The organism is Massilia forsythiae, from assembly GCF_012849555.1.
Taxonomy (GTDB): domain Bacteria; phylum Pseudomonadota; class Gammaproteobacteria; order Burkholderiales; family Burkholderiaceae_D; genus Telluria; species Telluria forsythiae.
Genome location: NZ_CP051685.1, coordinates 3,144,730 through 3,170,444, shown reverse-complemented (window position 1 = coordinate 3,170,444; position 25,715 = coordinate 3,144,730). Strand labels below are relative to the sequence as shown.

Sequence of the window (25,715 nt, the reverse complement as noted above, 5' to 3'; positions counted from 1 at the left end):
ATCATGCCAGCGAATGCTTGATGATGCGCGACAGCTTGGCCGCGTACTGCGGGTCGGTGGCGTAGCCGGCGCGCTGCAGGCCGTGGGCGAAGGCGGTGGCGTCGCCGCCGTGGGCCAGCACCTTTTCGTAGCGCGGGTTGTTGCTGATGACGCTGGCGTAATCCTTGAACGCCTCCGCCGGGCTGTCGTAGGAACGGAACTTCTCGACCTTGGCGTGCGGCTTGCCGTTCACGTATTCGGTGGTGACGGCGGTGGCGACCTTGCCTTTCCAGCCCGGGCCGGCCTTGATGCCGAACAGGTTGTTGCTGGAGCTGCCGTCGCTGTTGCGGATCACGCGCTTGCCCCAGCCGGTTTCCAGCGCGGCCTGGCCCAGCATGAATTTGGCCGGCACGCCGGTGGCCGCCTCGGCCTGGGCGGCGCCGTCGGCCATCTTGTCCTGGAACTCGCGCACGTGGGCCGGCTTGGCGGCGTTCGCGCTGCTCGATGCGCTCGATGCGCCCGCCGCGCTGCCCGCGCCCTTGGCGACCGCGCTGGCGGCGCTGTCGGTGGACATCGTGTCGAGCGTGCGCAGCAGGCGCAGCGCGTCCAGGCTGCCGCTGGCGGCGCTGCCGGTGGTGGCGCCGCCGCCGGCAGCGCCGTCGGCGCCGATCGCCAGCGCCTGCTGGCTGAGTTCCTGCGCGGTCTGCTGGCCGGCCTGCTGCGCGCCCAGCTGGCGCACCAGCACGTCGGCCAGGCCGATGCCGCGCTTGGCCAGCTTCTGGCTCATCTGCTGGTCCAGCATGCTGGTGAAGGTCTTGGTGTCCTGGCTGTCCATCATGCCGTCCTGCGGCGTGGCGTCGCGCATGCTCTTCATCATCATGTTGATGAACATCGACTCGAACTGCGTGGCCGCGCCGCGCAGCGATTCGGCCGAGCCGGACTTGGCCGACTGCTTCAGGTCGCCGAGGCTGTTGGTATCGAGGGCGAACTTGCCGGACAGGTCTTGGGTCGAGGCGAGCATGGCGGATTCCTTGTCAGATGATTTCGAGTTCGGCGCGCAGCGAACCGGCCGCCTTGAGCGCCTGCAGGATCGCCAGCAAGTCCTGCGGGGTGGCGCCGATCGCGTTCATCGCCTTGACCACTTCGGCCAGCGAGGCGCCGCCGTTCAACATGATGACCTTGCCGCCATCCTTCTTGAGCGCCACCTGCGGGTTCTGGGTGACCACCGTGGCGCCGCGCGAGCCGGCCGGGGGCTGGCTGACCTGGGTGTCGGCGCCGACCGACACCGACAAATTGCCGTGCGAGATGGCGCAGGTGTCGAGCGTGACGGCGCGGTTCATCACGACGGAACCGGTGCGCGCATTCAGGATGATCCTGGCGGCGGCTTCGGCCGGCTTGACGTCCATGTTTTCCAGCACGCCCAGGAAGGCGACGCGCTGGTCGCTCGACGAGGGCACGCGCACGCGGATCACGCGGCCGTCGAGCGCGGTGGCGATGCCGGGGCCGAACTTGTCGTTGACCGCTTCCACCACGCGGCTGGCGGTGGCGAAGTCGGTGCTGTTCAGTTCCAGCTTGATCTGGTTGTCGGCGCCCAGCGTGGAAGCGACCGCGCGCTCCACCGTGGCGCCGGCCGAGATGCGCCCGACCGACAGCTGGTTCACCTGCACCGAGGCGCCGCCGCCCTGGGCGCCGGCGCCGCCGACCAGCACGTTGCCTTGCGCCATGGCATACACCTGGCCGTCGGCGCCCTGCAGCGGCGTCATCAGGAGCGTGCCGCCGCGCAGGCTTTTCGCATTGCCCATCGAGGACACCGTGATGTCGAGCGTCTGGCCCGGCTGGGCAAAGGCCGGCAGCGAAGTCGTGACCATCACCGCCGCCACGTTCTTCAATTGCAGCTGGGTGCCCTGCGGCAGGCTGACGCCCTTCTGCTGCAGCATCGCCGTGATCGACTGGACGGTGAACGGGGTCTGGGTGGTCTGGTCGCCGGTGCCGTCCAGGCCGACCACGATGCCGTAGCCGGACAACTGGTTCTGGCGCACGCCGCCGATGCTGGCCAGGTCCTTCAGGCGTTCGGCGTGGGCAGTGCCGGCCGCGAGCGGGGCCAGCAGGGCGGTGCAGAGGGCGATCAGTTTCAGGTTCGTGCGCATGATGGTCGTATCGTTCAGGTCAATTCGGGGTCAGAGCAGAATCATCGTTCGGAGTTAATTTGGGGTCAGAGCAAAATCTCGATTGTGCTCTGACCCCGAATTATCAAAACGGCAGCAGCGACTGGAAGAAACGCGACATCATCGCGGTCATTTCGGCGCGGTCGATCTGGCTGTTGGTGCGGTACTCGACGCGGGCGTCGGCGACCACGGTCGAGGACACGGTGTTGCCCGGCTGGATCGTGTCCGGGTTGACCATGCCCGAGAAGCGGATGAATTCGACGCCCTTGTTCATGGCGATCTGCTTCTCGCCGACCACGATCAGGTTCCCGTTCGGCAGCACCTCGGAGACGGTCACGCCGATCGTGCCGGTAAAGGCGTTGGAGGCGGTCTGGGTGTCGCCGTCGGCGAACTTGGAACTCGAGCTGGTGGCCAGGCTGGCGCCGATCTTGCCCTGCAGCGGGCCCGGCACCTTGAAGTCGACGCTGCCCGACTTGTTGCCGCTGCTGGCGCCGCTCTTGTTGGCCTGCGTCTTCTCGCTGATGCTGACGGTCAGCACGTCGCCGATGTGGCGCGCGCGGCGGTCCTCGAACATCGGACGGAAGGTATTCGCGTTGTAGATCGCGCCTTCGCTGGGCGCGCCGGCATCGGCCAGCATCGGCCGCACCGAGGTCGGCTGCTTGACGATCGACGACGGCGTGCTGGCGCAGCCGGCCAGCGCCAGCAGCGCCGCCAGCGCGGCCGCCATCGTGGCGCGCACCGCCATCACGGCGCCGATCCTTTCGGCCACCGTCCCCGTCGTCCCCGCGCAGGCGGGGACCCATACCGAGCGTGCAGTACCTGCACCGTCAACAATACGCATCGTATCCACCCTGTTTTTCACAATTGGGTCAGCTTCTGCAGCATCTGGTCGGACGTGGTGACAGCCTTGCTGTTGATCTCGTACGCGCGCTGCGTCTGGATCATGTTGACCATCTCCTCGACCACGTTGACGTTCGAGGTTTCGACGTAGCCCTGCAACAGCACGCCGGTGCCGTTGGTGCCCGGGGTGCTGGTGTTGGCGGTGCCCGAGGCGCCGGTCTCGACGTACAGGTTCTCGCCGCGCGATTCCAGGCCGGCCGGGTTGATGAAGTTGGACAGCTGGATCGAGCCGATCTGGGTCGGCGCCGCGGTGCCGGGGGTGGTCACGGACACCGTGCCGTCGCGCCCGACCGTCATCGACAGCGCATTGTTCGGCACCGTGATCGGCGGCTGCAGCACGTAGCCGCTGGAAGTGACCAGCTGGCCGTTGGAATCGGTCTGGAACGAGCCGTCGCGGGTGTAGGCTTGGGTGCCGTCCGGCAGCAGCACCTGGAAGAAACCGGAGCCGTTGACCATCACGTCCTTCGAGTTGCCGGTCTGCTGCGGGTTACCTTGCGTGTGGATGCGCTCGGTGGCGACGGTGCGGGTACCGCTGCCGATCTGCAGGCCGGACGGCAACTGCGTCTGTTGCGAGGACTGGGCGCCGGGCTGGCGCACGTTCTGGTACAGCAAATCCTCGAACACGGCGCGCGACTTCTTGAAGCCGTTGGTGCTGACGTTGGCGAGGTTGTTGGTGATGACGTCGAGGTTGGTCTGCTGCGCCTCGAGGCCGGTTTTTGCGATGAACAGGGAACGGATCATGGTGGTGGTCTCCAAGAGATGACGAACCCATGCCGTCACCCACCATGTAATTATGTCCCACCGGCAACTAAGTCAAAGCCAGGATCTGGGTGGCTTTCGCCGCGTTATTCTCGGCGTTCTTCATCAGGCTCATCTGTGTTTCGAAGGAACGCGCCAGCGAGATCATGTTCACCATGGCGTCCATGGCCGACACGTTGCTGCCCTCCAGCGCGCCGCCGGCCACGGTCACCGCCGGGTCGGCCTGGGCGCTGGTGCCGTCCTTCAGGCGGAACAGGCCGTCGTCGCCGCGCACCAGACCGGCCTCGTCCGGATTCACCAGTTTGATACGGCCGAGCACGGTCGGCGCGGCCGGCGTGGTGGTGGTGGACAGCGTGGACACGGTGCCGTCGCCGCCCACGGCGATGGTCACGTCCGGCGGAATCGTGATCGGCCCGTTCTCGCCGGCGACGGCCTGGCCGCTGGACGTCTGCAGGATGCCGTTGGGACCGACTTCGAGCGCGCCGTTGCGGGTGTACGACTCGGTGCCGTCCGCCATCTGCACGGCAATCCAGCCCTTGCCCTTGACCGCCACGTCGAGGTCGCGCCCGGTGACCTGCAGCGCGCCCGAGGAAAAATCGGCGCCGACCGTGTTGTCGACCACGAACGCGCGCGTCGGCAAGCCTTCGCCCTGGACCGGCACCGCCCGAAAACTGTCGAGCTGGGCGCGGAAACCCGTGGTGCTGACGTTGGCCAGATTGTTCGACGTGGTCGCCTGCTGCTCCAGGATATGCTTGGCGCCGCTGGCCGCCGTATAAATCAACCGATCCATGATGTCCTCGTGTCCTCGATCAAACCGGGGTCAGAGCCCGATTTTGAGCAATTACCCATTATCCATTTCCAAAAACCGGGCTCTGACCCCGGTTTGCGTTAGCGCAGGTTGACCAAGGTCTGCAGGACCGAATCCTGCGTCTTGATGGTCTGGGCATTGGCCTGGTACACGCGCTGGGCGGTAATCATGTTGACCAGTTCGGCGGTCAGGTCGACGTTCGAGCTTTCCGTGGCCGACGATTGCAGCACGCCCAGGCTGCCGCTGTTGGGGGTGCCGACGGTCGGGGTGCCGGAGGACGAGGTCTCGGCCCAGGCGTTGTTGCCGAGCGGCTCCAGGCCGTTCGGGTTGGTGAAGTTGGCCAGCACGATCTGGCCCAGCGGCTTGCTCTGGCCGTTGCTGTACTGGCCCAGGATGATGCCGTCGGCGCCGGCCGAGAAGCGCTGCAGGTGGCCGGCGGTGTAGCCGTCCTGGGTGGTCTTCTTTTCGCTGGTGTCGGCGCCGTACTGGGTGCTGCCGGTGAAGTTCAGCTTGATCGGCAGCGTTTCCTTGGAGCCGGTGGCCGGATAGATCGGGAAATTCACGGTCAGCGGCAGCGTCTGCGGCGACATCAGCGCGGCCGAGAGCGCGCCGTTCGAATCGAATTTCAGGGTGCCGACCGGGACCGCCGGCACGTTGACGGCGGCGGCGATGTCGGCATCGACCTGGTCCGGCGTGTAGCCGGCGGTGCTGCCGGCGCTGGCGGCCGCGGCCTTGATGGCGTCGATGGTGGCGCTGCTGGCGCCGGCCTTGGTGGCGGCGGCGACCACCGCGGCGGACGCCTTGCTGGCATAGTCGGACAGCGCACTGGCCACCGCGGTGGCGTCGGCCGGGGAAGCCTTGGTGGCGGCGCTCCAGGCGCTGCGCGCGGCCACGCTGTCGGCGTCCTGCTGCACCGCGGCCGAGGCGTTGGCGCCGGTCATCTCGGTGCCGTCGCTGCCGACGTAGACGTCCCATGTGCCGGCATCGGTCTTGACATAGTACATCGACATCACGTGCGCATTGCCGAGCGTGTCGTAGACGTTGACCGGGGTCTGCTTGTTGTAGGTGGTCGGGTCGTTGGCGTTGAACGGGTAGTTGGTGGGCGTGGCGGCGCGCGAATCCAGGTTGATCGAGGTGTCGACCTTGGTGGTGGCCACCGGCTTCAGGTCGTTGGTGTTGATCTGCAGCGGCGACGGCGCGCCGGCCAGGATCTGGTTGGTGGTGCCGACGCCGTAGCCGGTCAGGTTGGCGCCCTGCGCATTCACCAGGTAGCCGTTCTTGTCCAGCGAGAACTGGCCGTTGCGGCTGTACTGGGCCACGCCCGAGGCTTCGGTGCGGAAGAAGCCGGCGCCGTTGATGGCGATGTCGAGCGGGTTGTTCGAGGTCTCGATATTGCCCTGCGTGAACTGCTGGGCGATCGCCGCCACGCTCACGCCGATGCCGGCCGTGTTGCCGCCGGCGCCGTTCAGCGAGCGCGCGTAGACGTCGGCGAACTGCGTGGTCGAGCCCTTGAAGCCGACCGTGCTGGCGTTGGCGATGTTGTTACCGATGACGTCCAGCGATTTCGCCGCGCCGTTCAAGCCGCTCAGGCCCTGTTGGAAAGACATGTCGTGCTCCTGTGAATACGGTGTGTTCTGAAATGAAAAGGCTTACAGGACCTGCTTGACGTCGGCCAGCGTGACCGCGCCCTTGTTCGGCAGGTTCAACTTGACGCCGTTGCTGCCGTTGGTGGTGACGCTGGCGACGCTGTCGAAGGCCAGGCCTTTCGCATCGGTCAGTTTCTGGCCGCCCTGGGTCGCGGTCACGCTGAAGGTGTAGCTGCCGTCGGCCAGGGTCACCGCCTTGCCGCTGCTGTCGAGGTTGGTGGCGTCGGGCACGCCGTCCCAGGCCAGCGGCAGGATGCCGGCCTTTTGCGCGCCCAGGTCCATGGTCTGCACCACGTTGCCCTTGCTGTCGCTGATCGCCACCTGCACGCTGTCGGCGTCGCTGCCGAGTTCGACGCCGAGGATGCCCTTGCTGCTCGAGAGCGACACGTTGCTGCCCTCGACCAGCACGCCATGGCCGATCAGGCTGGTCGCCTGCACCGACTCCGAACTCTGGTAGCTGGCCTTGAGCGATTCCAGCGTGTCGTTCAGCTTGTTCACGCCGGTCACGGTCTGCAGCTGCGCCAGCTGGCTGGTCACTTGCGCGTTGTCGAGCGGGTTCAGCGGATCCTGGTTCTTCAGCTGCGTGACCAGCAGGGTCATGAACTTGTCGGTGTCGGCCTGCACGCTGTCGGTGCCGGTGCTGCTGGCCGACTTGGCGTTCATGGTCGACATCAGGTCGTTGATGTTCGCGGTCGAGGCGGTGGTGGAATTTACGGTGGACATGGGATGGCGTGGTGAGCGTTACGGTTTATTGGCCGATGGTGAGGGTCTTGAGCAGCATGGTCTTGGCCGCGTTCATGGTCTCGACGTTGGTCTGGTAGGAGCGCGAGGCCGACAGCATGTTGACCATTTCGTCGACCACGTTCACGTTCGGCATCGACACGTAGCCCTTGGCGTCGGCCAGCGGATTCTTGGGGTCGTACACCTGCTTCAGCGGCGACGGGTCCTCGACCACTTCGCGCACCTTGACCGCGGTGGAGCCGCCCTCGACGGGCACCGCCTCGAACACCACCTGCTTGGCGCGGTAGGCTTCGCCGCTGGCGCTGGTGGCGCTGTCGGCGTTGGCCAGGTTGCTGGCGGTGGTGTTCAGGCGCTGCGACTGGGCCGTCATGGCCGACCCGGCCACGTTGAAGACATTGAACAGGGACATGATCAGCTTCCTGACTGGATCGCGGTGATGAGGTCGCGGATCTGGTGGTTGAGCATCGTGATGCCGGCTTCGTAGCGCAGGCCGTTGTCGGCGAACTGGGTGCGTTCGGTATCCATCTCGACCGTATTGCCGTCCACCGCGCCCTGGGTGATCGTGCGGTACAGCACCGGGGTGCCGTCGGCCAGCGTCTTGCCGTCGGCGGCGGCGCCGGCGAAATGCTTGTCCGACGTGGCCGACATGGCGCCGCCGGCTTGGCCGCCGCTCGCCAGGGCGCCCTGCAGCGCGCTGGAAAAATCGATGTCGCGCGCCTTGTAGTTGGGCGTGTCGGCGTTGGCGATGTTCGAGGCCAGCAATTCCTGGCGCTGCGAACGCAGGCTCAGGGCCGCTTCGTTGAACCGCAGGTAGTCGTCGAGTTTGCCGATCATGTGAGGTCGAGCCCTATCTATGAATGGTGCGAAGGCGCGGCGACTGGCCGCTCTTGATTTCCGCACTGCAATTTCTGTTGTTGACAGCATGCATCTTACGATGTGGCCCAATCTTCCAATAGGGCAATAAAGCACCACAAAACCGGGCTATTCCAAGTTTCACTGTGGAATCAAAGCACCTAAGATGGTGCCTGTCATCCTTCCGTGCTCACGACATCGCCTGTCCATGAAACTTCTTTTTTCGATCGCCCTGGCGGCTGCGGCCCTGACGGGTTCGCTGGCAGCGGCGCAAACGCTGTCGGCGCAGCCGGCCGCCGGGCGCCAGAACGTGGCGCAATTGCGCACGCTGGCCGAACAGTTCCTGCAATCGCAAAGCGCCGGCCTGCCGGGCGAAGCCACGGTCAAGGTGGGCGCCATCGACGCCCGCACCGCCCTGGCCGCCTGCCCGGACCCGCAAGCCTTTTTGCAGCCGGGCGCGCGCGCCTGGGGCAAGACCACGGTCGGCATCCGCTGCACGGCGCCGTCCAGCTGGACCATCTTCGTGCAGGCGCAGGTCAGCGTGAAGGCCGAGTACGTGGCCGCGGCGCTGCCGCTGGCGCAGGGCCAGCCGATCGAGCAGGGCCAGCTGGTGCTGGTGCAGGGCGACATCGCGTCCATGCCGGCCGGCATCCTGACCGACATGGCGCAGGCGATCGGGCGCACGCCCACCGTCTCGCTGGCGGCCGGCACCCCGCTGCGCGTGGACACGCTGCGCAGCAAGCCCGTGGTACAGCAGGGCCAGGCGGTGCGCCTGGTCTCCAGCGGCAACGGGTTTTCGGTGTCGGCCGAAGGCAAGGCGATCGGCAACGCCGGCGAAGGCCAGGTGGTGCAGGTGCGCACCCCGGGCGGCTCGGTGATCAGCGGCACGGCCAAGGCCGGCGGGATGGTGGAGGTGGCGTTTTAGGTACGGTTTTCACACGGCGTTTTCTACGGCACAGGCAGGACGGGCCAAGTCGGGGTATCCTTGACGTCTCGAAAAACCCCCGGCTAAAGTTTTTGGTTGGCTGACCGTTACCCTTGGCAGATCCCGGGCTTTCTGCTCCGACCTGAGAAGGATGATGCTGTGAAAATCAACGATACACTCAAAGGCAACGCAGGCATTCCGGCCACTACCACGCCGGCCACGAATGCCAAGAGCGCCGACACCACGGCCGCGGCGGCGGCCACGAGTACTGCCGCCGCGACCGAGACCGTGCGCCTGTCCTCGCAGGGCCAGGCGCTGGCGTCGGCCGGCAGTACGAGCGCTGTGTTCGACACCAAGAAAGTCGAGCGCATCAAGGCGGCCATCGCGGATGGCCAGTTCCAGGTAAATTCGGAGAAGGTGGCGGACGGCCTGTTGGATACAGTGCGCGACCTGCTGCATTCCCGCAAACGATAGATCATTCATGGCCATTGCATCCCCCGGCGCAAGCTTGCGCGACGAACAGCAACTGATCGGTTCCATCGTGGCGCTGATGAAGCAGGAGCAGCAGCTCCTGGTCAGTGCGGATGCCGATGGCCTCGCCACCCTCACCCCGCAAAAACTCAGGCTGGCGCAGCAGGCGGCGGACTTGTCGCGCCTGCGTCACCAGGCACTGGGCGCGGCCGGCTTCGTGGCCTCGGAAAACGGCATGGAGCCGTGGCTGGCGGTGGGCGGCAGCGCCGATGCGCGTACCCAATGGGATCGCCTGCTGGAACTGACGCGCGAAGCCAAGGAACTCAATCGCGTCAACGGCATGCTGATCAACAAGCAGATGGCGCATACCACCGGGGTACTGAATGCCCTGCGCGGCGAGAGCGGCGGCGCGGGCGGCGTATACGGACCGGGCGGACAATCGTTCGGCAGCGGGCCGTCGCGGCGTTACGTGGTGGGTTGAGGCGCTTCCCGCGCCATGAACGCTTCCAGCTGCTCCGGCCACAACGGCCGGCTGAAGTAGAAACCCTGGATCTCGTCGCAGCCGTTTTCCTGCAAAAACGCCATCTGCTCGGCCGTCTCCACGCCCTCCGCCACCGCTTCCAGGTTCAGGCCGTGCGCCAGCGCGATGATGGCCCGGGTGATGGCGGCGTCGTTGGCATCGATCACCACGTCCTTGACGAACGAGCGGTCGATCTTCAGCACGTCGATCGGGAACTGCTTCAGGTAGCTCAGCGACGAATAGCCGGTGCCGAAATCGTCGATCGACAGCGCCACGCCGAGCGCCTTCAGCGAACGCAGCACGCCGGCCGCCACCTCGGTATCGCGCATCACCGTGCTTTCGGTGATCTCGATTTCCAGGTGGGCCGGGTGCAGGCCGCTGTCTTCCAGCGCCGCGCGCACGCGCTGCGCCAGGCCGGGGTGCTGGAACTGGCGCGCCGACAGGTTCACCGACACCCTTCCCAGCGGCAGCCCGGCGGCGTGCCAGGCGGCGGCGCGCGCGCAGGCGGTGCGCAGCACCCACAGGTCGAGTTCCTCGATCATGCCGGTTTCCTCGGCCAGCGGAATGAAGCGCGCCGGCGGCACCAGGCCCAGCACCGGATGGCGCCAGCGCACCAGCGCCTCCACGCCGACCATGCGTTTCATGCGGCCTTCTTCCAGGCCGATGCGCGGCTGGTACTGCAGCGCCAGCTGGCCGTGTTCGAGCGCGTGGCGCAGCATCGCTTCCATGTCGACGCGGTCGCGGATCGCCTGCTCCATGTCGGCGCTGTGGAAGCGCAGGTGCGCCGGCCCGGCGGCGCGCGCGCCGCCCATCGCCACCTGCGCCATCTGCAGCAGCCCGGCGGCGCCGCACGGCGCCTCCGGCAGCAGCGCCACGCCGATGCTGGCCGACAGGAACACGCGCTGCCCGCCCAGCACGAAGGGTTCGCGCATGGCGCCCAGCAGGCGCGCGCCGAGCGCGCCGGCGGCGTCCTGGCCGGAATGCTTCTGCACCACGATGAATTCGTTGCCGCCCTGGCGCGCCAGGGTGTCGCCGGATTCCAGCATTTGCGCCAGGCGCGTCACGCATTCGCGCAGCACCTCGTCGCCGCCGGCCCAGCCGTACCCGCTGTTGATCTTCCTGAATTCGTCCAGGTCCAGCACCAGCACCGCCAGCGTGCGCCGTTCCTGGCGCGCCGCATCGATGGCCTCGTCCAGCGTTTCCAGGATGCGGCGCCGGTTCGGCAGGCCGGTCAGGGCGTCGTAGGTCAGCTGCTCGAGCAGCGCGCGCTCCAGGCGGCTGCGCTCGGACAGGTCGCGCACGATCGCGATCTGCTGGCCGGCCGGGGTGGCGGCGCGGCGCACCTCGGCCGGGAACGGGTCCTGGCGCAGGCGCCGGCACTCGACCACGTCGCCCTGCCCGTCCGCCCCTGCGCCGGGCAGCAGCACGTCCAGCGCCAGGCCGGCGGCGCTGTCGCGCCCGATGCCGAACAGTTCCTCGGCGCGCGCGTTCATCATGGCGATGCGCCCGTCCGGCGCGGCCAGCAGGATCGCGTCCGGCGCGCATTCCATCAGGCTGCGGAAGTTGCTCTCGCTTTCCGCCAGCGAGCGCTCGGAACGCTTCAGGCGCAGGTAGGGCGCCTGCACCGCGGCCACGTGGATGGCGCGGTACAGGAACAGGTAGGCGATCACTTCGTACAGGTGGCCGACCATGCTGACCGCGTCGTCGCGCGCCATGCTGAAGACGAAGGCGACGCCGGCCAGGGCCATCACGGCCGCGGCCAGCGCCAGGTAGCGGTCGGTGCGGCGCCCGTGGCGCAGCGCGCGTCCCAGCGACAGCAGCGCGGCCACGCCGTTGATCGCGATCAGCAGGTACTCGCAGGCGGTCTTGAAGGCGGTGGGGCCGACGCCGGCGACGTGGGTGGCCGGCACCAGGCCGGGCGCGGCCAGCACCAGCCAGTAGCCGGCGCCGACCGCCGCCAGCGCCGCCAGCATCGCCAGCGCGTGCACGCTGCGCGCCACCATGCGCTCGCGCGGCACCAGCACCGCCGCCAGCAGGGTCAGCGCGCCCAGCAGGCGCGCCGCCAGCGAAAACACCACGCCCGACCCCGGCACCGCCGGGGCGATCAGGCCGGGCATGCCCGGCACCGACATCAGGTGGCCGAATTCGAGCAGGGCCACCGCCAGCGCCGCCGGCGACAGCAAGGCCACGCGCGCCGGGATGCGCCTGCCGGTGCCGTGCCCGCCGGTGGAAAACACCTGCGTGATGACCACCACCGCCAGCGTTTCCACCACGGTGTGCAGCGGCAGGTACCACTGCAGCCGCCACGGCAGCATGGCGCGGTGGCCGAGCACCAGCCAGGCCATGAAGGCGGCCAGGCCGGCGGCCAGCACGGCCAGGACGGCGCCGGAGACGCGCCGCGGCCCCGGCCCGGCCACGGTCCCGCCCCGCGCTCCGGTCATGGCCACGCTCATGGCTGCGCCCCCGCGCCGTGCGCCTGCAGCAGGCGTTCCAGCTGCGGCGCCGGCAAGGGCCGGCTGAACCAGTAGCCCTGCATCTGGCGGCAGCCGTGCTCGCCCAGGAAGGCTTGCTGGGCGGCGCTCTCGACGCCTTCGGCGATCACGTCCAGCTTCATGGTGCCGGCCAGCGCGATCACCGCCTGCACGATGGCGCCGCCGGCGCCGGCCTCGCCGGCCTCGCCGCCCCGCTCCACGCCCGCGCCGATGTCGGCCACGAACGAGCGGTCGATCTTGAGGCTGTGGATCGGCAGGCGGCGCAGGTTGGCCAGGCTGGAATAGCCGGTGCCGAAGTCGTCGATCGACAGGCGCACGCCCATCTGCGCCAGGCGCGCCATGGTCTCGGCGGCCTGCGCCGGATTTTCCATCAGCACGCTCTCGGTGATCTCCAGCGTCAGGCAGGACGGAGAACAGCCGCTTTCGCGCAGCAGGCGCGCCACCATGCCGGCCACGTCGTCCTCGCGGAACTGGCGCGCCGACATGTTCACGCCCATGCGCAGCGGCGCCAGGCCCATGCTTTCCAGGCGCGCCTGCTGGCGCAGCGCGGTGGCCAGCACCCATTCGCCGATCGGCACGATCAGGCCGGTCTCCTCGGCCAGCGGGATGAAGTCGGACGGCGCCACCATGTCGCCGCCGCGCGGCTGCCAGCGCAGCAGCGCTTCCAGGCCGACGATGCGGCCGCTGGCGATGTCGACCTGGGGCTGGTAGTGCAGCACGAATTCCTCGCGCAGCAGGCCGCGCTGCAGCCCGGTCTCCAGGCGCAGGTGCCGGTGCGCATGGGTGCCCATGGCGGCCGCGTAGAAGTGGAAATGGTTGCCGCCGCTGGCCTTGGCGCGGTACATGGCGCTGTCGGCCGCCTTCAGCAGCGACCCGCTGTCGGCGCCGTCGCGCGGGTACATGGCGATGCCGATGCTCCCGGTCGGGAACACTTCCTGGCCGGACAGGGTGAGCGGCTGGAACAGGTGGTCCAGCACCTTCTGCGCCACCCGCGCCGCGTCCTCGGGGCCGGCCAGCTCGGGCAGCACCACCACGAATTCGTCGCCGCCCTGGCGCGCCACGGTGTCGCTCTCGCGCAGGCTGCGGCCCAGGCGGCGCGCGATCTCGATGATGAGCCGGTCGCCGGCGTCGTGGCCGAGGCTGTCGTTGATGTGCTTGAAGCGGTCCAGGTCGATGAACATCACGCCGACCTCGGCCGCCCGGTCCCGGGCGGCGCCGTTGCGCTGGGCCTGGACGATGGCGTGCTCGAGGCGGTCCTGCAGCAGCGTACGGTTGGGCAGCCCGGTCAGGGCGTCGTGGTTGGCCAGGCGCAGCAGCGCTTCCTCGGCCTGCTTGCGGCGCGAGATGTCCTCGACCGCGGCGATCAGGCGCAGGCCGCCGGCGGCCTCGCGCATGGTCGAGCAGCTCAGCGCCACCCACACCGCCTGGCCGTCCTTGCGCACGTAGCGCGTCTCGCGCTGGAAGTCGCGCAGTTCGCCGGCCACCAGGCGCGCCACCTGGGCGCGGTCTTCGGCCAGGTCCTCGGGCCAGGTGATGTCGTCGAAGCGGCACTGCAGCAGCTCGGCCTCGCTGAAGCCGACGATGTGCGACAGCTTGCGGTTCACGCGCAGGAAGCGTCCGTCCGGCGACAGCAGCGCGATGCCGACCGCGGCTTGCGTGAAGGTCAGGCGGAAAAATTCCTCGCTTTCCTGGAGGCGCAATCGCGCCTCTGCCTGGTAGGTCACGTCCTGGCCGATCAGCAGCAGCAGGTGCTCGCCGGCCTGGCGCGTGCGGCGGATGTTGAACTCGAACCAGCGCACGCCGCCGGCCGGGCTGTCGAACGCGACCGGCACGCCGTCCTGCGCCGCGCCCGATGCCAGCGCCTCGGCGGCGCGCCGCTCCAGCAGCGGGCACGGCAGCAGTTGCGCCAGCGGCGGGTGCGCCGCGATGGCGTCGTCGGCCACGCCCAGCATCTGGCTCATGGCACGGTTCATCGAGCGCACCCGGCCGTCGGCGCCGACCACCGCCAGCCCGGCCGGCATGCCGTCGATGACTTGCTCCAGGTAATTCTGGTACTGCAGCACGCTGCGCTGGTTGGCGTGGGCATAGGTGTCGAGCGCCAGCCCCATGTCGAAGCAGACCATCTTGAGCACCGCGCCGTAGGCGCGCGACAGGCGCTGCGGATCGCCGACGATGCGGCGCGACAGCAGTTCCAGCATGCCGGCCAGGTACTTGCGGTAGCCGCCGATGTACCACTTCGGCTCCAACCCGATGCGCTGGTGGACCACGCCCACGCGCAGGCGGTTGCGGATGTAGTCGGCGCCGTAGTCGCCGGCGGTCAGGCTGCGGAAATAGTCGTGCTGGCTGCGCCGCAGGCGCTGCGCGGTGGCGTCGTCGCGCACCAGCTCGCGCAGTTCCGGGATCGCCAGCACGTGCTGGTAGAAGGTATCGGTGAACACGTCGCCGTCGCCGTCGACCAGCACGTGCACCTGGCGCAGCAGGGCGACGTCGTCCTCGTCCAGTTCGAGGAAGGCCTTGCGCGCGGCGATCTCACGGTCGTCCAGGCCGAGCTCGCGCGCGATCGCGGCGACCCGTTCGTCGTCGGCGGCATGCGGGTTATCCGGTTTGTGGTGCGTGTGCTTGTCCAAGAATCGTCACTTTATCGTCGTCGCCTTGCTGTGCGGGCTCGGGTGCAGGCAATCGGTCGATTCCGGAACGGCGCCGGCGCGGCAGGCGCCCGGCGCATCGCCGTGCGGCGGCAGCGGCGGCGCACGGCAGTGTGAACGAGAGGATTACTTTGCGAAACGTTTATTATCTTACAGCATCTTTACATGATATCAATTTGCCACAGCTTGTGTTCGGATTTCGCTATCGTGCGGCGGATTTGTTGTGGCATTGCAGCGCCAGCGCATTCCGCCAGCACATTCCATTGTGCCTTTGCAAAGCCAGCAATTCCGCCTTCCTCTACAAGAAAAGCTCCCTTCTTTTTCTTTGGAGCGAACATGGACTGGAAACGCATTCCGATGCTGGCGCTCGTGGGCGCGGCATGTGCCGGCGCGGCATCTGCGGTCGCGGCGTCCTCGGCGCCGGCGGCCGGCGTCACGGTGACGGTGACGCCGGAGCGCCCGAGCCTGGCCCGCAGCGACGCGGTGATGGTGACGGTCACCATCACCAACACCTCGAACGCCACCGCCTGGCTGCTGGCATGGCAGACCCCGTTCGGCGCGCCCGAGGCGCCGCTGTTCGAGATCACGCGCGACGGCCAGCAGGTGCCCTACCTCGGGCGCCAGGTCAAGCGCGCGGCGCCGCGGGCGGGCGACTTCATCGCGCTGGCGCCGGGCGCTTCGCGCAGCGCGCGGGTGGAACTGTCGGCGCTGTACCGCATGAACGTGACCGGCGCCTACAGCATCCGCTACCGCGGCGGCGCGCCGCTGTCGTACGCCGCGCCGGACGCGGCGCGGCTGCTGCCGCAGGCCGGCCGGGACGCGGCGTCAGCGCCGCCGGCCTCGGTATGGATCGACGGCCGCCTGCCGCGCGGCCTGGCGGAGCCCGGCGCAGCGCCGCCGGATGCGCAATCCAGGCCGGCCTCCGACGCGTCGTCGTCCCCGGCGCCGGACGCCGGCGCGCCCGGCAGCGCCGACGCCCTCTCCTACAGCCGCTGCTCGAACCCGCAGCAGGAAACCATCGCCCAGGCCGCACAGGCGGCGCTGGCGATGTCCACCGATGCCGAAGCCTATACGCGGCGCAGAGCGCTGGGACCGCGCTACACGACCTGGTTCGGCGCCGTCGACGCCGAGCGCGCCGCCATCGTGTCGCGCCATTTCATCGCCATCAAGGATGCCTTCGCCACCAAGCCGGTGACGGTCGACTGCGGCTGCAACGAGGATTACTACGCCTACGTTTACCCGAACCAGCCGTACAAGATCTACGTCTGCAACGCATTCTGGAGCGCGCCGCTCACCGGCACCGACTCCAAGGGCGGCACGCTGGTGCACGAAATGAGCCACTTCACGGTAGTGGCGGGCACCAACGACTGGGTCTACGGGCAGCAGGCGGCGCGGGCGCTGGCGGTCAGCAATCCGGAGCGCGCGATCGACAACGCCGATTCGCACGAATACTTCGGCGAAAACACACCGCCACAACCGTAGGGTGGATGTGGCCGGCGAGGCGGGTTCCCCGTCCACGCGTTCATGCGACGCCCGATTTGCCACAAATTCGGCGCCGGCCGAACGCGTGGACGGCGGCGCCGCCGCGGTGATTCAAGCGGCGGCGGTACAGCCGTCCACCCTACGGTCCGGGCGGCGCCGTATGGCTGAACACCACCGGCGCCGCCTCGATGGCGCGCGTGGCATCCAGCTGGCGCACGTCCGGCAGCGCGCCGCCCTCGTAGCGGATTTCGTAGGAATGCTGGCCCGGCTTGAAGTCGTACGCATCGGTGATGTCGATGGTGTGCGTGTGGGCCGAGTGCGGCGCCAGCTCGACGAAGTCGGCCGCCGTCATCGGTCCGCGCTTGACCCAGGGGCCGGTGTAGGCGACCTCGGCGCCGCCCGGGTGTTCGCGCAGGTCGAACAGGCGGCCGGTGAGCGCCTGGTCGGCGGCGACGCTGCGCGGCAGCCAGGCGCGGCGCTCGCTCAGGTTCTCGGCGCGGAAGGTGACCAGCACCTTGTCGTGTTTGGCATCGACGCTCAGGCTCGCGTGCACGTTCATCGTTTCGGCTCCATTCTCTGTTCCATGCGCGCCGCCGGTACCCGGCAAGATGCATAGCAGGGTGCATGGCAACAACAGACGCAGCAAAGCGGCGCGCGGCATGATCGGTCTTCGCATGATCGAAGCTCCTGTCGGGTTGGAACGATTGTGCACGGGGCGGCGGCAAATGCCAAGGTGCGCACGCGTGCGGGCGGCTATCTCATCCGCCGCCGGCCAGGATGGTGACCGCCACGCGCCGGTTGCGCGCCCTGCCCTCGGGCGTATCGTTGGGCGCCGCCGGCACGTTGGCGCCGCGTCCCACCGCCGCCAGGCGGCGCTCGGCCACGCCGTTCTCGATGAACAGCCGCACCACGCTGCTGGCGCGCACCGCCGACAGTTCCCAGTTCGACGGGAACAGCGGGTTGCGGATCGGCGTGTCGTCGGTATGCCCCTCGACCTCGATCGCGTGCGGATCGTCCCTGAGCAGCTGGGCCACCGCGCCCAGCGTCTCGCGCGCATTGCCGGCCAGGACCGCGGCGCCCTCGTCGAACAGCACGCTGGCATTGATCTCGACCGTCACCCCGCGCGCGTTCTGGGTCACGCGCACCTTGCCGCCGTTGACCAGCGGCGCCAGCGAAGCGTTCAATTTGCGCGCCAGCAGCGCCAGGCGCTCGCGGTCGCGCTTGGCGGCTTCGGCGCGGCGGTGGGCGATGATGTTCGACAGCGGCAGCGCCTCGACCTCGACCTGCGTGTTGGATTTAAGCGCCGCGCCGCGTCCGCCGAAAGCGTCGCCCAGCGCTTCCGACAGCACCGTGTACTTGCCGATGTTGACCACCGAAATCGCATACATCACCACGAAAAAGGCGAACAGCAGCGTGATGAAGTCGGCGTACGAGATCAGCCAGCGCTCGTGGTGTTCGGTGTCTTCCTGGAAGGGTTTGCGGCGCGCCATGGTGTCAACCGGTTCTCAATGCTGCGCCAGCAGGCAGGCGACCCGTTCCTCGATCACGCGGGTGTAGTCGCCGGTGGCGATGTCGTGGAACACGTCGACGAGGATCTCGTACTGGGCCACGCGCTCGGCGACGATGCCCTTGATCTTGTTACCGACCGGGTAGAAGAACAGGTTCGCCAGCCCCACGCCATACACCGTCGAGACGAAGGCGACCGCGATGCCGGCGCCCAGGCGCGACGGATCGCTCAGGTTTTCCATCACGTGGATCAGGCCCAGCACCGCGCCCAGGATACCGACCGTGGGCGCGTAGCCGGCCGCCGCTTCCCAGATGCGCGCGGCCTGGCGCTCGCGGAATTCATAGCCGTTGATCTCGGTTTCCAGCAGGCTGCGCAGCTTGTCGGGGTGGATGCCGTCCACCACCAGGCGCAAGCCCTTCTGGACGAAGGGGTCGGCCTTGGCCAGGTATTGTTCCAGCGACAGCAGGCCGTCGCGCCGCGCCGACAGGCTCCACAGGTGGATCTCGCGCGCCAGCTGGGCGCGCCGGTCCGGCGGCGGCACGAACACCCAGCGCAGCATGCGCAGGCCGCGCACGAAAGCTTGGCGCTTGGTCTGCAGCAGCACGGCGCCGAAGGTGCCGACCACCACGATCGCGAACGCGGCCGGCTGGACCAGCGAGGAAAACTTGCCGCCGTCGAGCGTGTGGCCGACGACGATGCCGGCCAGCGCCAGCGCCAGCCCGAGCAGGCTGGTCAGGTCCATGCGCGTTCCTTCAGCCAGGCGCGCAGGCGCGCCACCGCCTGCGTATGCAGCTGCGAGACGCGCGATTCGGACACGCCCATGACCGCGCCGATCTCCTTCAGGTTCAGCTCTTCCTCGTAATACAGGCCCATCAGCATCTTCTCGCGCGGCGGCAGGGCGTCGATGGCGTCGATGACGGACTGGCGGAAATCGGTGTCGAGCAGGCTTTTCAACGGATCGTCGTCGTCCACCGCATAGCGGTCGAGGAAGCCGTCGCTGCCCTCCTCGCCGTCGTGGAAATCCTCGTAGTACACCAGCTGGTGGCCGCCGGACTCGCCCAGCAGTTCCTGGTAGTCGGCCAGCGACAGCTTGAGCGATTTCGCCACTTCCGATTCGCTCGGCGGGCGGCCCAGCTGCTGCTGCAGGGCGTTCATCGCGGCTTCCACCTTGCGCATGTTCTGGCGCGTCGAGCGCGGCATCCAGTCGTTGTTGCGCAGTTCGTCGAGCATGGCGCCGCGGATGCGCAGCACCGCATAGGTCTCGAACTGGGCGCCCTGGTTTTCCTCGTAGCGGTTGATGGCGTCGAGCAAGCCCATCATGCCGGCCTGCACCAGGTCATCCACCTCGACCGACGGCGGCAGCTTCGCCTTCATGTGGTGGGCGAGACGCTTCACCAGCGGCATGTGCGCCGTCAGCAAAGAATTCTTGTCCGCTTTCCCTTTGGCCGTGTACATGGTGTCGCCCGGTTTTCCGCTCGCTGATCTGACTCGTTATGGATGAATTCACGCCGCCCGGCCGTGCTGCACGCCCCCGTGCGCAAAGCGTCCCGCCAGGCGCCGGAACGCCACAGAGGCGCCGGCCAGCGGGAAGGCGTCGACCACGGCGCGTCCCAGGCTCGCAGCGCGCTGCAGGTATTCGTCAGCCGGCACCGAGCCCATGGAACTCAGCGTTACTGCAAGGTAACGTGTTGCCGCAGATGACATATTATCGTATACCACCTTCGCCTCGGCCTCGGTAGCGCCGGTGACAAGGATACCGAACGGGCGCCGGCCCAGGTGTTGCGACAAGCGCTTGACCAGCGCATAAGCGTTGGTGATCGACATGGCGCTGGTCGACACCTGCACCACGATCTCGGAGGCGGCCATGGCCGGCACCGGAAAGCCGCCGTCGGGCGAGAATTCGCCGTCGACGATGACGATGCTGCCGGCAGCCTGCTTGACCAGCACGTCGAAGGTGTTGGCCAGACGGCGCGCATCGTCCGGGTGATACGCGGAGGCGACGGTATTCATGTTCACCACGGAAAACCCCTGCGGCGCCGGGTGGATCACCTGGTTCAGCGCGCATTCCTGGCGCGCCACCTGCAGCAGGCCGGGACCGCGATCGACACCCAGGCGGCGCGCCACGCCGTAGCCGCGCTCGCAGGCGTCGACGATCAGCACGTCGTTGCCGGACTGCGCCAGCGAGGCGCCCAGGTTGACCAGCATGGCGCCCTTGTCGTCCTCGAGTGTGGCGGAAAGAAAAGAAACGATGCGCGGCTTGGGGCCGGCCAGCATGCGGCGCAGGCCCTCGGCCTGGTCGAAGTCGAAACTAGCCAACGTATACCTCGCGCAGCGAACGGTCGTTGTTCAGGTTGCCCAGGCCGGCCATCATCAGCGGCAGGTCGGCATCGGAAAACTGGGCGGCGGCGTCGCGCTTGCCGCGGAAGGCGCGGTCGACCAGCATGGCGCGGTCGGCCAGATGCAGGTCTTCCGGCACGCGCTGGCCGTTCGAGATGTAGTGCAGGTTCAGCTTCTGGCGGATGATCACGTCCAGCACGTTGCCGATCGACGCCGCCTCGTCCATCTTGGTCATGATGCAGCCGGCCAGGCCGCTGCCCTGGTAGGCGCGCACCACTTCGTTGAGGGTCTCGTTGGTGGCGGTGGCGTTCAGGCACAGCAGGCGCTTGACGTCGGCGCCGCTGCCGGCCAGCATCGCCACCTGCTCGGTGACCATCTGGTCGCGCTGCGACATGCCGATGGTGTCGATCAGCACGGTGTGCTTGTTGCGCAGTTCCTTCAGGGCGATGCGCAGGTCGGCCTCGTCCTTCACCGAGTGCACCATCACGCCCAGGATCTTGCCGTAGATGCGCAGCTGCTCGTGGCCGCCGATACGGTAGGCGTCGGTGGTGATCAGGGCCAGCTTGTCGGCGCCGTGGCGCATCACGCAGCGCGCCGCCAGCTTGGCGGTGGTGGTGGTCTTGCCGACGCCGGTCGGGCCGACCAGCGCGAACACGCCGCCGCGGTCCAGGATCGCATCCTCGTCGGCCATCGTGACCAGGTTGCGCGCCAGCACGGTCTTGACCCAGCGCATCGACTCGGCCGCATCCTTACCGGCCGGCATCTTGTCGATCAGGTAGCGCGCCAGGCTGGCCGAAAAACCGGCCGCCAGCATCTCGCGCAGCACGCCTGCCTTGTGCGGCTCGCGCTGCTGGGTGCCGCTCCAGGACAATTCGGCCAGCTGCGACTCCATCATGCCGCGCATGGCGCGCAGTTCGCTCATCATGCCGTTCATCTCGGCGGCGGCGGCGTTGGCGGCCGATTCTTTCGCCTGGGCGATGGCGGCCGACATCATGGCGGTCATTGCGGCCATGTCGAAGGCCGGCGCTTCCGGTGCCGGCGCGCGGCGCTCGGCGTAGGTGTGCGGCGCCGGCGCCGCGGCCGGCAGGTCGTCCAGGCCGAGGAAAGCGTTCGACGGATTCAGCGGGTGACGCGCCGGCGCCGCGGCCGGGGCGTCGAAGGAACGCATCGCCGGGGCGGAGGACGTATCGAAGGAGCGCATGGCCGGGGCCGCCGGCGCTTCCTGGAACGCGCGCGGTGCCGGGGCGGCCGGCGCGGCCGGCACGTCGGCGTGCACGTTCAGTTGCGGACGCGGCGCATCCATCTCGGACGCCATCGACGGCGATGCCAGCGAAGCGACATCGTCGTTGTCCAGCGCCAGGATCTCGACCACGCCATCCACCGGGCGGTTCGACAGGATGACCGCGTCCGGGCCCAGGGCCTCGCGCACTTTGCGCAAGGCCTCGCGGGAAGTAGGCGCTGTAAATTTCTTCACGTTCATCATCGGTCTCCGCTCTGGGCAGGTAATCAGCTATCGGTCGCAATCGGTACTGCAGGGCGCATGCATGCCCCATTCATGAGTAAGATTATTGACGATGCTGTGCGGAAACAATCGAGGGAAAAGGCGGGGGAAATGGGCTTATTTCGTTACGGCAAGGATTTGCGAAAGAAATCTGCCGCTCATGCGTAAATGGGCGGCAAACGCCGCCCATCGGATGTGTACTGCCGGCCCGATCTTATACGCCGACCAGGCTGGTCACCCGGATCGTCTTGCTTTCCGGGATCTCCGAATGCGACAGCACCTTCAGTTGCGGCAAGGCGCGGCGCAGGAAACGCGACAGCAAGGTGCGCAGCGGTCCCGGCACCAGCAGCACGGGCGTCAGGCCCATCGCTTCCTGCTGCTGGGTGGCATTCGCCGCCTGCTGGACGATGGTATCGGCCAGTCCCGGCTCGATGCCGGTGCCGTCGCCGCCGGCGTTCAGGGCCTGCACCAGCAATCGCTCCAGGCGATTGTCCAGCGTCATCACCGAGAGTTCGTTGGTGCCCGGGAACAGTTGCTGGACGATGGCGCGCCCCAGCGCCACGCGCACCAGCGCGGTCAGGTCGTTCGGGTCGGCAGTACCGGCGTGTTCGGACAGCGTCTCGATGACGGTGCGCATGTCGCGGATGTGCACGCCCTCGGTCAGCAGGTTCTGCAGCACCTTCTGCAGCGTCGACAGCGACACCACCTTCGGCACCAGGTCCTCGACCAGCTTGGGCGATTCCTTGGCCAGGTGATCCAGCAGCGCCTGTACTTCCATGCGGCCCAGCAGTTCCGACGCGTGGGTCGTGATCAGGTGGTTCAGGTGGGTGGCGATCACGGTGCCGGCATCGACCACGGTGTAGCCCATGCTCTGCGCCTCTTCCTTCAGGCCGGCGTCGATCCAGATCGCCGGCAGGCCGAAGGCCGGATCGGTGGTCACCAGGCCCGGCAGCGTGCCGCTGGCCATGCCCGGGTTGATCGCCAGGAACTGGCCGTTCATCGCCTCGCCGCTGCCGACTTCCACGCCTTTCAGGGTAATGCGATAAGCCGCCGGCTTGAGTTCCAGGTTGTCGCGGATGTGCACCGGCGGCGCCAGGAAGCCGACTTCCTGCGCAAACTTCTTGCGGATGCCCTTGATGCGCTTCAGCAGTTCGCCGTTCTGCCCCTTGTCGACCAGCGGGATCAGGCGGTAGCCGACTTCCAGGCCGAGGGTATCGACCGGCATCACGTCTTGCCAGCTGGCTTCTTCCTGCTCGGCCGGCGCGGCGCCGCCGGCGGCGCCCGCGGCGCCGGCCGCGCCTGCCGCCCCGCCCTGCCCCGCGGCGGCGGCATTGCCCGCCAATTCTTCCGGCGGTGCGTTCTTGCGTTTCTTTTCGATCAGGTAGCCGGCGCCGAACAGCGTGCTGCCCAGCAGCAGGAACACCAGATTCGGCATGCCCGGGATCAGGCCCATGCCGCCGATGATGCCGCCGGTGATGTACAGCACCATCGGCTTGGCGAACAGCTGGCCGACCACCTGCGAGCCGACGTCCTTTTCGCTGGCCACGCGCGAGACCACCATACCGGCCGCGATCGAGATGATCAGCGAGGGAATCTGCGCCACCAGGCCGTCGCCGATGGCCAGCAGCGTGTAGTTGGTGACGGCATCGCCGAACGCCATGTCGTGCTGGACCATGCCGACGATCAGGCCGCCGATCACGTTGATGACGGTGACCAGGATGCCGGCGACGGCGTCGCCGTGCACATACTTCGAGGCGCCGTCCATGGCGCCGTAGAATTCCGCTTCCTGCCCGACTTCGGCGCGGCGCTTCTTGGCTTCCGCTTCGCCGATCAGGCCGGCGTTCAGGTCGGCGTCGATCGCCATCTGCTTGCCCGGCATCGCATCCAGCGCGAAGCGCGCGCCGACCTCGGCGATACGGCCCGCGCCCTTGGTGACGACGGTGAAGTTGATGATGGTGAGGATGATGAACACCACCAGGCCGACCGTGTAGTTGCCACCGATCAGGAAGTGGCCGAAGGCTTCGATCACCTTGCCGGCGGCGGCGCCGCCGGTGTGGCCATGGGTCAGCACCACGCGCGTGGAAGCCACGTTCAGCGCCAGGCGCAGCATGGTGGTCACCAGCAGCACCGCCGGAAAGGCCATGAAGTCGAGCGGCTTGACCGTGTACAGCGCGGTCAGCAGCACGATCACGGACAGCGCGATGTTAAAACTGAAGAACAGGTCGAGGGCGAATGCCGGCAGCGGCAGGATCATCATCGCCAGCAGCAGGATGATCAGGATCGGCGCCGCCAACTGGTTGCCGCCGCGGCTGGCCAGTCCATTCATCCATGCCGGCAGTTTGAAACCGTTCATTCGTGTCCCGTCGTTCAGTATTGGTCATCGGTGCGGACAAGCCGATGGCTTGCCCATAACCAACATTATTACTGATGCCTGACGGAAACCATTTGGCGAGGAGACGCGAAAAACCAGCCTATTTCCACCGCCGGCGCACGGCGGCGCCGCTTCATTACAACTCGTCTGCCCCCGTATCCGCCCCCGCCTGCGTACCCGGCGCCTTGTAGGCCGGGTCGAACGGGTCCATCTCCGGCGGCACCGGCAGCCTGGTCGGGCGATCCGGATACTGCTGGCGGCTGTCCTTGGCGTAGGCGCGCAGCTGGTAGACGTAGGCCAGCACTTCGGCCACCGCCGAGTACAGCCGTTCCGGGATCTCGTCGTCGATGTCGGTGTGCTTGTACAGCGCACGCGCCAGCGCCGGCGCTTCCAGCAGCGCCACCTTGTTCTCTTTTGCGATCTCGCGGATCTTCGCGGCCACCTCGTCGGTGCCCTTGGCGACCACGCGCGGCGCGCCGCGCTGGCCGTCGGCGTACTTCAGCGCCACCGCGAAGTGGGTCGGGTTGGTCACGACAACATCCGCGGTGGGCACGTTGGCCATCATGCGCTTGCGCGCCATCTCGCGCTGCAGCTGGCGGATCTTGCCCTTGATCTGCGGGTTGCCGTCCGATTCCTTGGATTCCTGGATGACTTCCTGGCGCGTCATCTTGAGTTTATCCGCGTAATGCCAGATCTGGTACGGCCCGTCCAGGATGGCGATGGCGCCCAGCGACCCGACCATGGTCAGGAAGGACTTGGCCAGGATGCTGGCCAGGTGCGGCGCGGCGGTGCCGAAGGGTTCCAGCGCCAGGCCGAGCACGGCGTCCTTCTGGCTCATCACCACGTACCAGGCCACGGCGCCCACCAGCAGCGTCTTGGCGACCGCCTTCAGCAGCTCGACCAGGGCGTTGGTCGACACCATGTTGCCCAGGCCGCGCATCGGATTGAGCTTGCCGAAGTTGGGCAGGAAGGACTTGGCGCTGAAGTTCCACCCGCCGATCACCAGCGGCGACGCCAGCATCACCAGCATGACCATGGCCGCCAGCGGCAGGCACGCCAGGATGACGCCGGCGACGTCGGCGGTGACGCGTTCCATCAGCAGCGCAGGGTTATGGATCTGCTCGCGGTCGAGCGACAGCCCGCCCTGCAGCACCGACGACAGCTTGGCGACCAGGCCGCCGCCCATCATCCACAGGCCGGCGCCGGCCGTCATCAGCACGGTGAAGGTGGCCACTTCGCGCGAGCGCGGGATGTCGCCGTTCTTGCGCGCCTGGTCGAGGCGCCGCTGTGACGCCGGTTCGGTCTTTTCTGCGTTGCTGGCTTCCGCCATCCTGTGCTCCAAGTTCAGGTCAGGATGGAATTATTCCCGATATTGCCGCACGGCTAGAACGAGAACAGCATCGGAAACCGGTGGTTAATTACCCACGGTGGCAGATTTCGTTAGAAAACGTGAGTTTGTCTGTAACCTTTTACGATAAACTCTTAACTTGCGGACAAGTGGAAAATTATTCACACTTTTCGTGGGAGTTGCCGGACTGGCAGGCCTATTGTGAACTGAAGCAACATTGCCTTGCTATAATGACGCAGCAAGGCACTATTGCTGAAGCCGTCCCC

At 67.7% G+C, this 25,715-nt stretch carries 24 protein-coding genes; 4 read left to right on the top strand and 20 right to left on the bottom strand.

The window, feature by feature from the left end; translation table 11 throughout:
* Position 1: 1 nt before the first annotated feature.
* The 9 genes from flgJ to flgB all read right to left on the bottom strand — a co-directional run bounded on the left by flgJ (position 2) and on the right by flgB (position 7,832).
* On the bottom strand, positions 2-1,000 hold the full coding sequence (flgJ, locus tag HH212_RS13585; protein ID WP_170202958.1) for a flagellar assembly peptidoglycan hydrolase FlgJ: 999 nt from the start codon (positions 998-1,000) through the stop codon (positions 2-4).
* 13 nt (positions 1,001-1,013) lie between these two features.
* Complete coding sequence (locus HH212_RS13580) at positions 1,014-2,126, bottom strand: flagellar basal body P-ring protein FlgI (RefSeq protein ID WP_170202957.1); 1,113 nt, start codon at positions 2,124-2,126, stop codon at positions 1,014-1,016.
* Between the two features lie 103 nt (positions 2,127-2,229).
* Positions 2,230-2,871, bottom strand: a complete 642-nt coding sequence (locus HH212_RS13575) for a flagellar basal body L-ring protein FlgH (RefSeq protein ID WP_170205431.1) — start codon at positions 2,869-2,871, stop codon at positions 2,230-2,232.
* 131 nt (positions 2,872-3,002) lie between these two features.
* A complete protein-coding gene (gene flgG, locus HH212_RS13570) occupies positions 3,003-3,785 on the bottom strand; it encodes a flagellar basal-body rod protein FlgG (protein ID WP_170202956.1) in 783 nt (260 codons plus the stop codon).
* A 67-nt stretch (positions 3,786-3,852) separates the two neighbouring features.
* Positions 3,853-4,593 carry a flagellar basal-body rod protein FlgF gene (flgF, locus tag HH212_RS13565; RefSeq protein ID WP_170202955.1) on the bottom strand — a complete coding sequence of 247 codons (741 nt, stop codon included), beginning with the start codon at positions 4,591-4,593 and terminating at the stop codon, positions 3,853-3,855.
* A gap of 98 nt (positions 4,594-4,691) precedes the next feature.
* A complete protein-coding gene (locus HH212_RS13560) occupies positions 4,692-6,218 on the bottom strand; it encodes a flagellar hook protein FlgE (protein WP_170202954.1) in 1,527 nt (508 codons plus the stop codon).
* Positions 6,219-6,260: 42 nt separating this feature from the next.
* Positions 6,261-6,980, bottom strand: coding sequence for a flagellar hook assembly protein FlgD (locus HH212_RS13555; RefSeq protein ID WP_170202953.1), 720 nt, complete (start codon positions 6,978-6,980; stop codon positions 6,261-6,263).
* Between the two features lie 25 nt (positions 6,981-7,005).
* The gene (gene flgC / locus HH212_RS13550) at positions 7,006-7,407 is read right to left on the bottom strand and encodes a flagellar basal body rod protein FlgC (RefSeq protein ID WP_170202952.1); all 402 of its coding nucleotides are present in this window, start codon (positions 7,405-7,407) and stop codon (positions 7,006-7,008) included.
* A gap of 2 nt (positions 7,408-7,409) precedes the next feature.
* A complete protein-coding gene (gene flgB, locus HH212_RS13545) occupies positions 7,410-7,832 on the bottom strand; it encodes a flagellar basal body rod protein FlgB (RefSeq protein WP_170202951.1) in 423 nt (140 codons plus the stop codon).
* A gap of 226 nt (positions 7,833-8,058) precedes the next feature.
* Between flgB and flgA the strand changes: the two genes are divergently transcribed.
* From flgA to HH212_RS13530, 3 genes are all read left to right on the top strand, one after another.
* On the top strand, positions 8,059-8,775 hold the full coding sequence (gene flgA, locus HH212_RS13540; RefSeq protein WP_170202950.1) for a flagellar basal body P-ring formation chaperone FlgA: 717 nt from the start codon (positions 8,059-8,061) through the stop codon (positions 8,773-8,775).
* A 159-nt stretch (positions 8,776-8,934) separates the two neighbouring features.
* Complete coding sequence (gene flgM / locus HH212_RS13535) at positions 8,935-9,249, top strand: flagellar biosynthesis anti-sigma factor FlgM (RefSeq protein ID WP_170202949.1); 315 nt, start codon at positions 8,935-8,937, stop codon at positions 9,247-9,249.
* A 7-nt stretch (positions 9,250-9,256) separates the two neighbouring features.
* Positions 9,257-9,727 (top strand): flagella synthesis protein FlgN, encoded by a 471-nt coding sequence (locus tag HH212_RS13530; protein WP_170202948.1) that lies wholly within the window; start codon positions 9,257-9,259, stop codon positions 9,725-9,727.
* Here the strand turns inward: HH212_RS13530 and HH212_RS13525 are convergent.
* The 3 genes from HH212_RS13525 to HH212_RS13515 all read right to left on the bottom strand — a co-directional run bounded on the left by HH212_RS13525 (position 9,712) and on the right by HH212_RS13515 (position 15,241).
* Entirely contained in the window at positions 9,712-12,207 is a 2,496-nt protein-coding gene (locus HH212_RS13525) for a bifunctional diguanylate cyclase/phosphodiesterase (protein ID WP_170202947.1), read from the bottom strand. The genes HH212_RS13530 and HH212_RS13525 overlap by 16 nt on opposite strands.
* Before the next feature lie 8 nt (positions 12,208-12,215).
* Complete coding sequence (locus tag HH212_RS13520) at positions 12,216-14,885, bottom strand: EAL domain-containing protein (RefSeq protein ID WP_170202946.1); 2,670 nt, start codon at positions 14,883-14,885, stop codon at positions 12,216-12,218.
* A 179-nt stretch (positions 14,886-15,064) separates the two neighbouring features.
* Positions 15,065-15,241: a hypothetical protein gene (locus tag HH212_RS13515; protein ID WP_170202945.1), complete on the bottom strand. Its 177-nt coding sequence runs from the start codon at positions 15,239-15,241 to the stop codon at positions 15,065-15,067.
* Between HH212_RS13515 and HH212_RS13510 the strand changes: the two genes are divergently transcribed.
* Positions 15,240-16,385 carry a M35 family metalloendopeptidase gene (locus HH212_RS13510; protein WP_229217272.1) on the top strand — a complete coding sequence of 382 codons (1,146 nt, stop codon included), beginning with the start codon at positions 15,240-15,242 and terminating at the stop codon, positions 16,383-16,385. The two genes, HH212_RS13515 and HH212_RS13510, sit on opposite strands and share 2 nt — an antisense overlap.
* Before the next feature lie 139 nt (positions 16,386-16,524).
* Here the strand turns inward: HH212_RS13510 and HH212_RS13505 are convergent, their stop codons facing one another.
* From HH212_RS13505 to flhB, 8 genes are all read right to left on the bottom strand, one after another.
* Complete coding sequence (locus tag HH212_RS13505) at positions 16,525-16,944, bottom strand: hypothetical protein (RefSeq protein WP_170202944.1); 420 nt, start codon at positions 16,942-16,944, stop codon at positions 16,525-16,527.
* A gap of 199 nt (positions 16,945-17,143) precedes the next feature.
* On the bottom strand, positions 17,144-17,875 hold the full coding sequence (gene motD, locus HH212_RS13500) for a flagellar motor protein MotD (RefSeq protein ID WP_170202943.1): 732 nt from the start codon (positions 17,873-17,875) through the stop codon (positions 17,144-17,146).
* A gap of 15 nt (positions 17,876-17,890) precedes the next feature.
* Positions 17,891-18,634 carry a flagellar motor protein gene (locus tag HH212_RS13495; RefSeq protein WP_170202942.1) on the bottom strand — a complete coding sequence of 248 codons (744 nt, stop codon included), beginning with the start codon at positions 18,632-18,634 and terminating at the stop codon, positions 17,891-17,893.
* The gene (locus HH212_RS13490; protein WP_170202941.1) at positions 18,625-19,347 is read right to left on the bottom strand and encodes an RNA polymerase sigma factor FliA; all 723 of its coding nucleotides are present in this window, start codon (positions 19,345-19,347) and stop codon (positions 18,625-18,627) included. The genes HH212_RS13495 and HH212_RS13490 overlap by 10 nt, the downstream gene beginning before the upstream one ends.
* 48 nt (positions 19,348-19,395) lie before the next feature.
* Complete coding sequence (locus HH212_RS13485) at positions 19,396-20,208, bottom strand: MinD/ParA family ATP-binding protein (protein ID WP_170202940.1); 813 nt, start codon at positions 20,206-20,208, stop codon at positions 19,396-19,398.
* Positions 20,201-21,709 (bottom strand): flagellar biosynthesis GTPase FlhF, encoded by a 1,509-nt coding sequence (gene flhF / locus HH212_RS13480; protein WP_170205429.1) that lies wholly within the window; start codon positions 21,707-21,709, stop codon positions 20,201-20,203. The genes HH212_RS13485 and flhF overlap by 8 nt, the downstream gene beginning before the upstream one ends.
* Positions 21,710-21,944: 235 nt before the next feature.
* Positions 21,945-24,083, bottom strand: coding sequence for a flagellar biosynthesis protein FlhA (gene flhA / locus HH212_RS13475; RefSeq protein WP_170202939.1), 2,139 nt, complete (start codon positions 24,081-24,083; stop codon positions 21,945-21,947).
* Between the two features lie 154 nt (positions 24,084-24,237).
* Positions 24,238-25,431, bottom strand: a complete 1,194-nt coding sequence (flhB, locus tag HH212_RS13470) for a flagellar biosynthesis protein FlhB (RefSeq protein WP_170202938.1) — start codon at positions 25,429-25,431, stop codon at positions 24,238-24,240.
* Positions 25,432-25,715: the final 284 nt, after the last annotated feature.

Bases quoted from the DNA above. Each gene is read 5' to 3' on its own strand.
- flgJ (WP_170202958.1), bottom strand. From the start codon at position 1,000: ATGCTCGCCTCGACCCAAGACCTGTCCGGCAAGTTCGCCCTCGATACC.
- HH212_RS13580 (WP_170202957.1), bottom strand. From the start codon at position 2,126: ATGCGCACGAACCTGAAACTGATCGCCCTCTGCACCGCCCTGCTGGCC.
- HH212_RS13575 (WP_170205431.1), bottom strand. From the start codon at position 2,871: ATGGCGGCCGCGCTGGCGGCGCTGCTGGCGCTGGCCGGCTGCGCCAGC.
- flgG (WP_170202956.1), bottom strand. From the start codon at position 3,785: ATGATCCGTTCCCTGTTCATCGCAAAAACCGGCCTCGAGGCGCAGCAG.
- flgF (WP_170202955.1), bottom strand. From the start codon at position 4,593: ATGGATCGGTTGATTTATACGGCGGCCAGCGGCGCCAAGCATATCCTG.
- HH212_RS13560 (WP_170202954.1), bottom strand. From the start codon at position 6,218: ATGTCTTTCCAACAGGGCCTGAGCGGCTTGAACGGCGCGGCGAAATCG.
- HH212_RS13555 (WP_170202953.1), bottom strand. From the start codon at position 6,980: ATGTCCACCGTAAATTCCACCACCGCCTCGACCGCGAACATCAACGAC.
- flgC (WP_170202952.1), bottom strand. From the start codon at position 7,407: ATGTCCCTGTTCAATGTCTTCAACGTGGCCGGGTCGGCCATGACGGCC.
- flgB (WP_170202951.1), bottom strand. From the start codon at position 7,832: ATGATCGGCAAACTCGACGACTACCTGCGGTTCAACGAAGCGGCCCTG.
- flgA (WP_170202950.1), top strand. From the start codon at position 8,059: ATGAAACTTCTTTTTTCGATCGCCCTGGCGGCTGCGGCCCTGACGGGT.
- HH212_RS13530 (WP_170202948.1), top strand. From the start codon at position 9,257: ATGGCCATTGCATCCCCCGGCGCAAGCTTGCGCGACGAACAGCAACTG.
- HH212_RS13525 (WP_170202947.1), bottom strand. From the start codon at position 12,207: ATGACCGGAGCGCGGGGCGGGACCGTGGCCGGGCCGGGGCCGCGGCGC.
- HH212_RS13510 (WP_229217272.1), top strand. From the start codon at position 15,240: ATGGACTGGAAACGCATTCCGATGCTGGCGCTCGTGGGCGCGGCATGT.
- HH212_RS13515 (WP_170202945.1), bottom strand. From the start codon at position 15,241: ATGTTCGCTCCAAAGAAAAAGAAGGGAGCTTTTCTTGTAGAGGAAGGC.
- HH212_RS13505 (WP_170202944.1), bottom strand. From the start codon at position 16,944: ATGAACGTGCACGCGAGCCTGAGCGTCGATGCCAAACACGACAAGGTG.
- motD (WP_170202943.1), bottom strand. From the start codon at position 17,875: ATGGCGCGCCGCAAACCCTTCCAGGAAGACACCGAACACCACGAGCGC.
- HH212_RS13495 (WP_170202942.1), bottom strand. From the start codon at position 18,634: ATGGACCTGACCAGCCTGCTCGGGCTGGCGCTGGCGCTGGCCGGCATC.
- HH212_RS13490 (WP_170202941.1), bottom strand. From the start codon at position 19,347: ATGTACACGGCCAAAGGGAAAGCGGACAAGAATTCTTTGCTGACGGCG.
- flhF (WP_170205429.1), bottom strand. From the start codon at position 21,709: ATGAACGTGAAGAAATTTACAGCGCCTACTTCCCGCGAGGCCTTGCGC.
- flhA (WP_170202939.1), bottom strand. From the start codon at position 24,083: ATGAACGGTTTCAAACTGCCGGCATGGATGAATGGACTGGCCAGCCGC.
- flhB (WP_170202938.1), bottom strand. From the start codon at position 25,431: ATGGCGGAAGCCAGCAACGCAGAAAAGACCGAACCGGCGTCACAGCGG.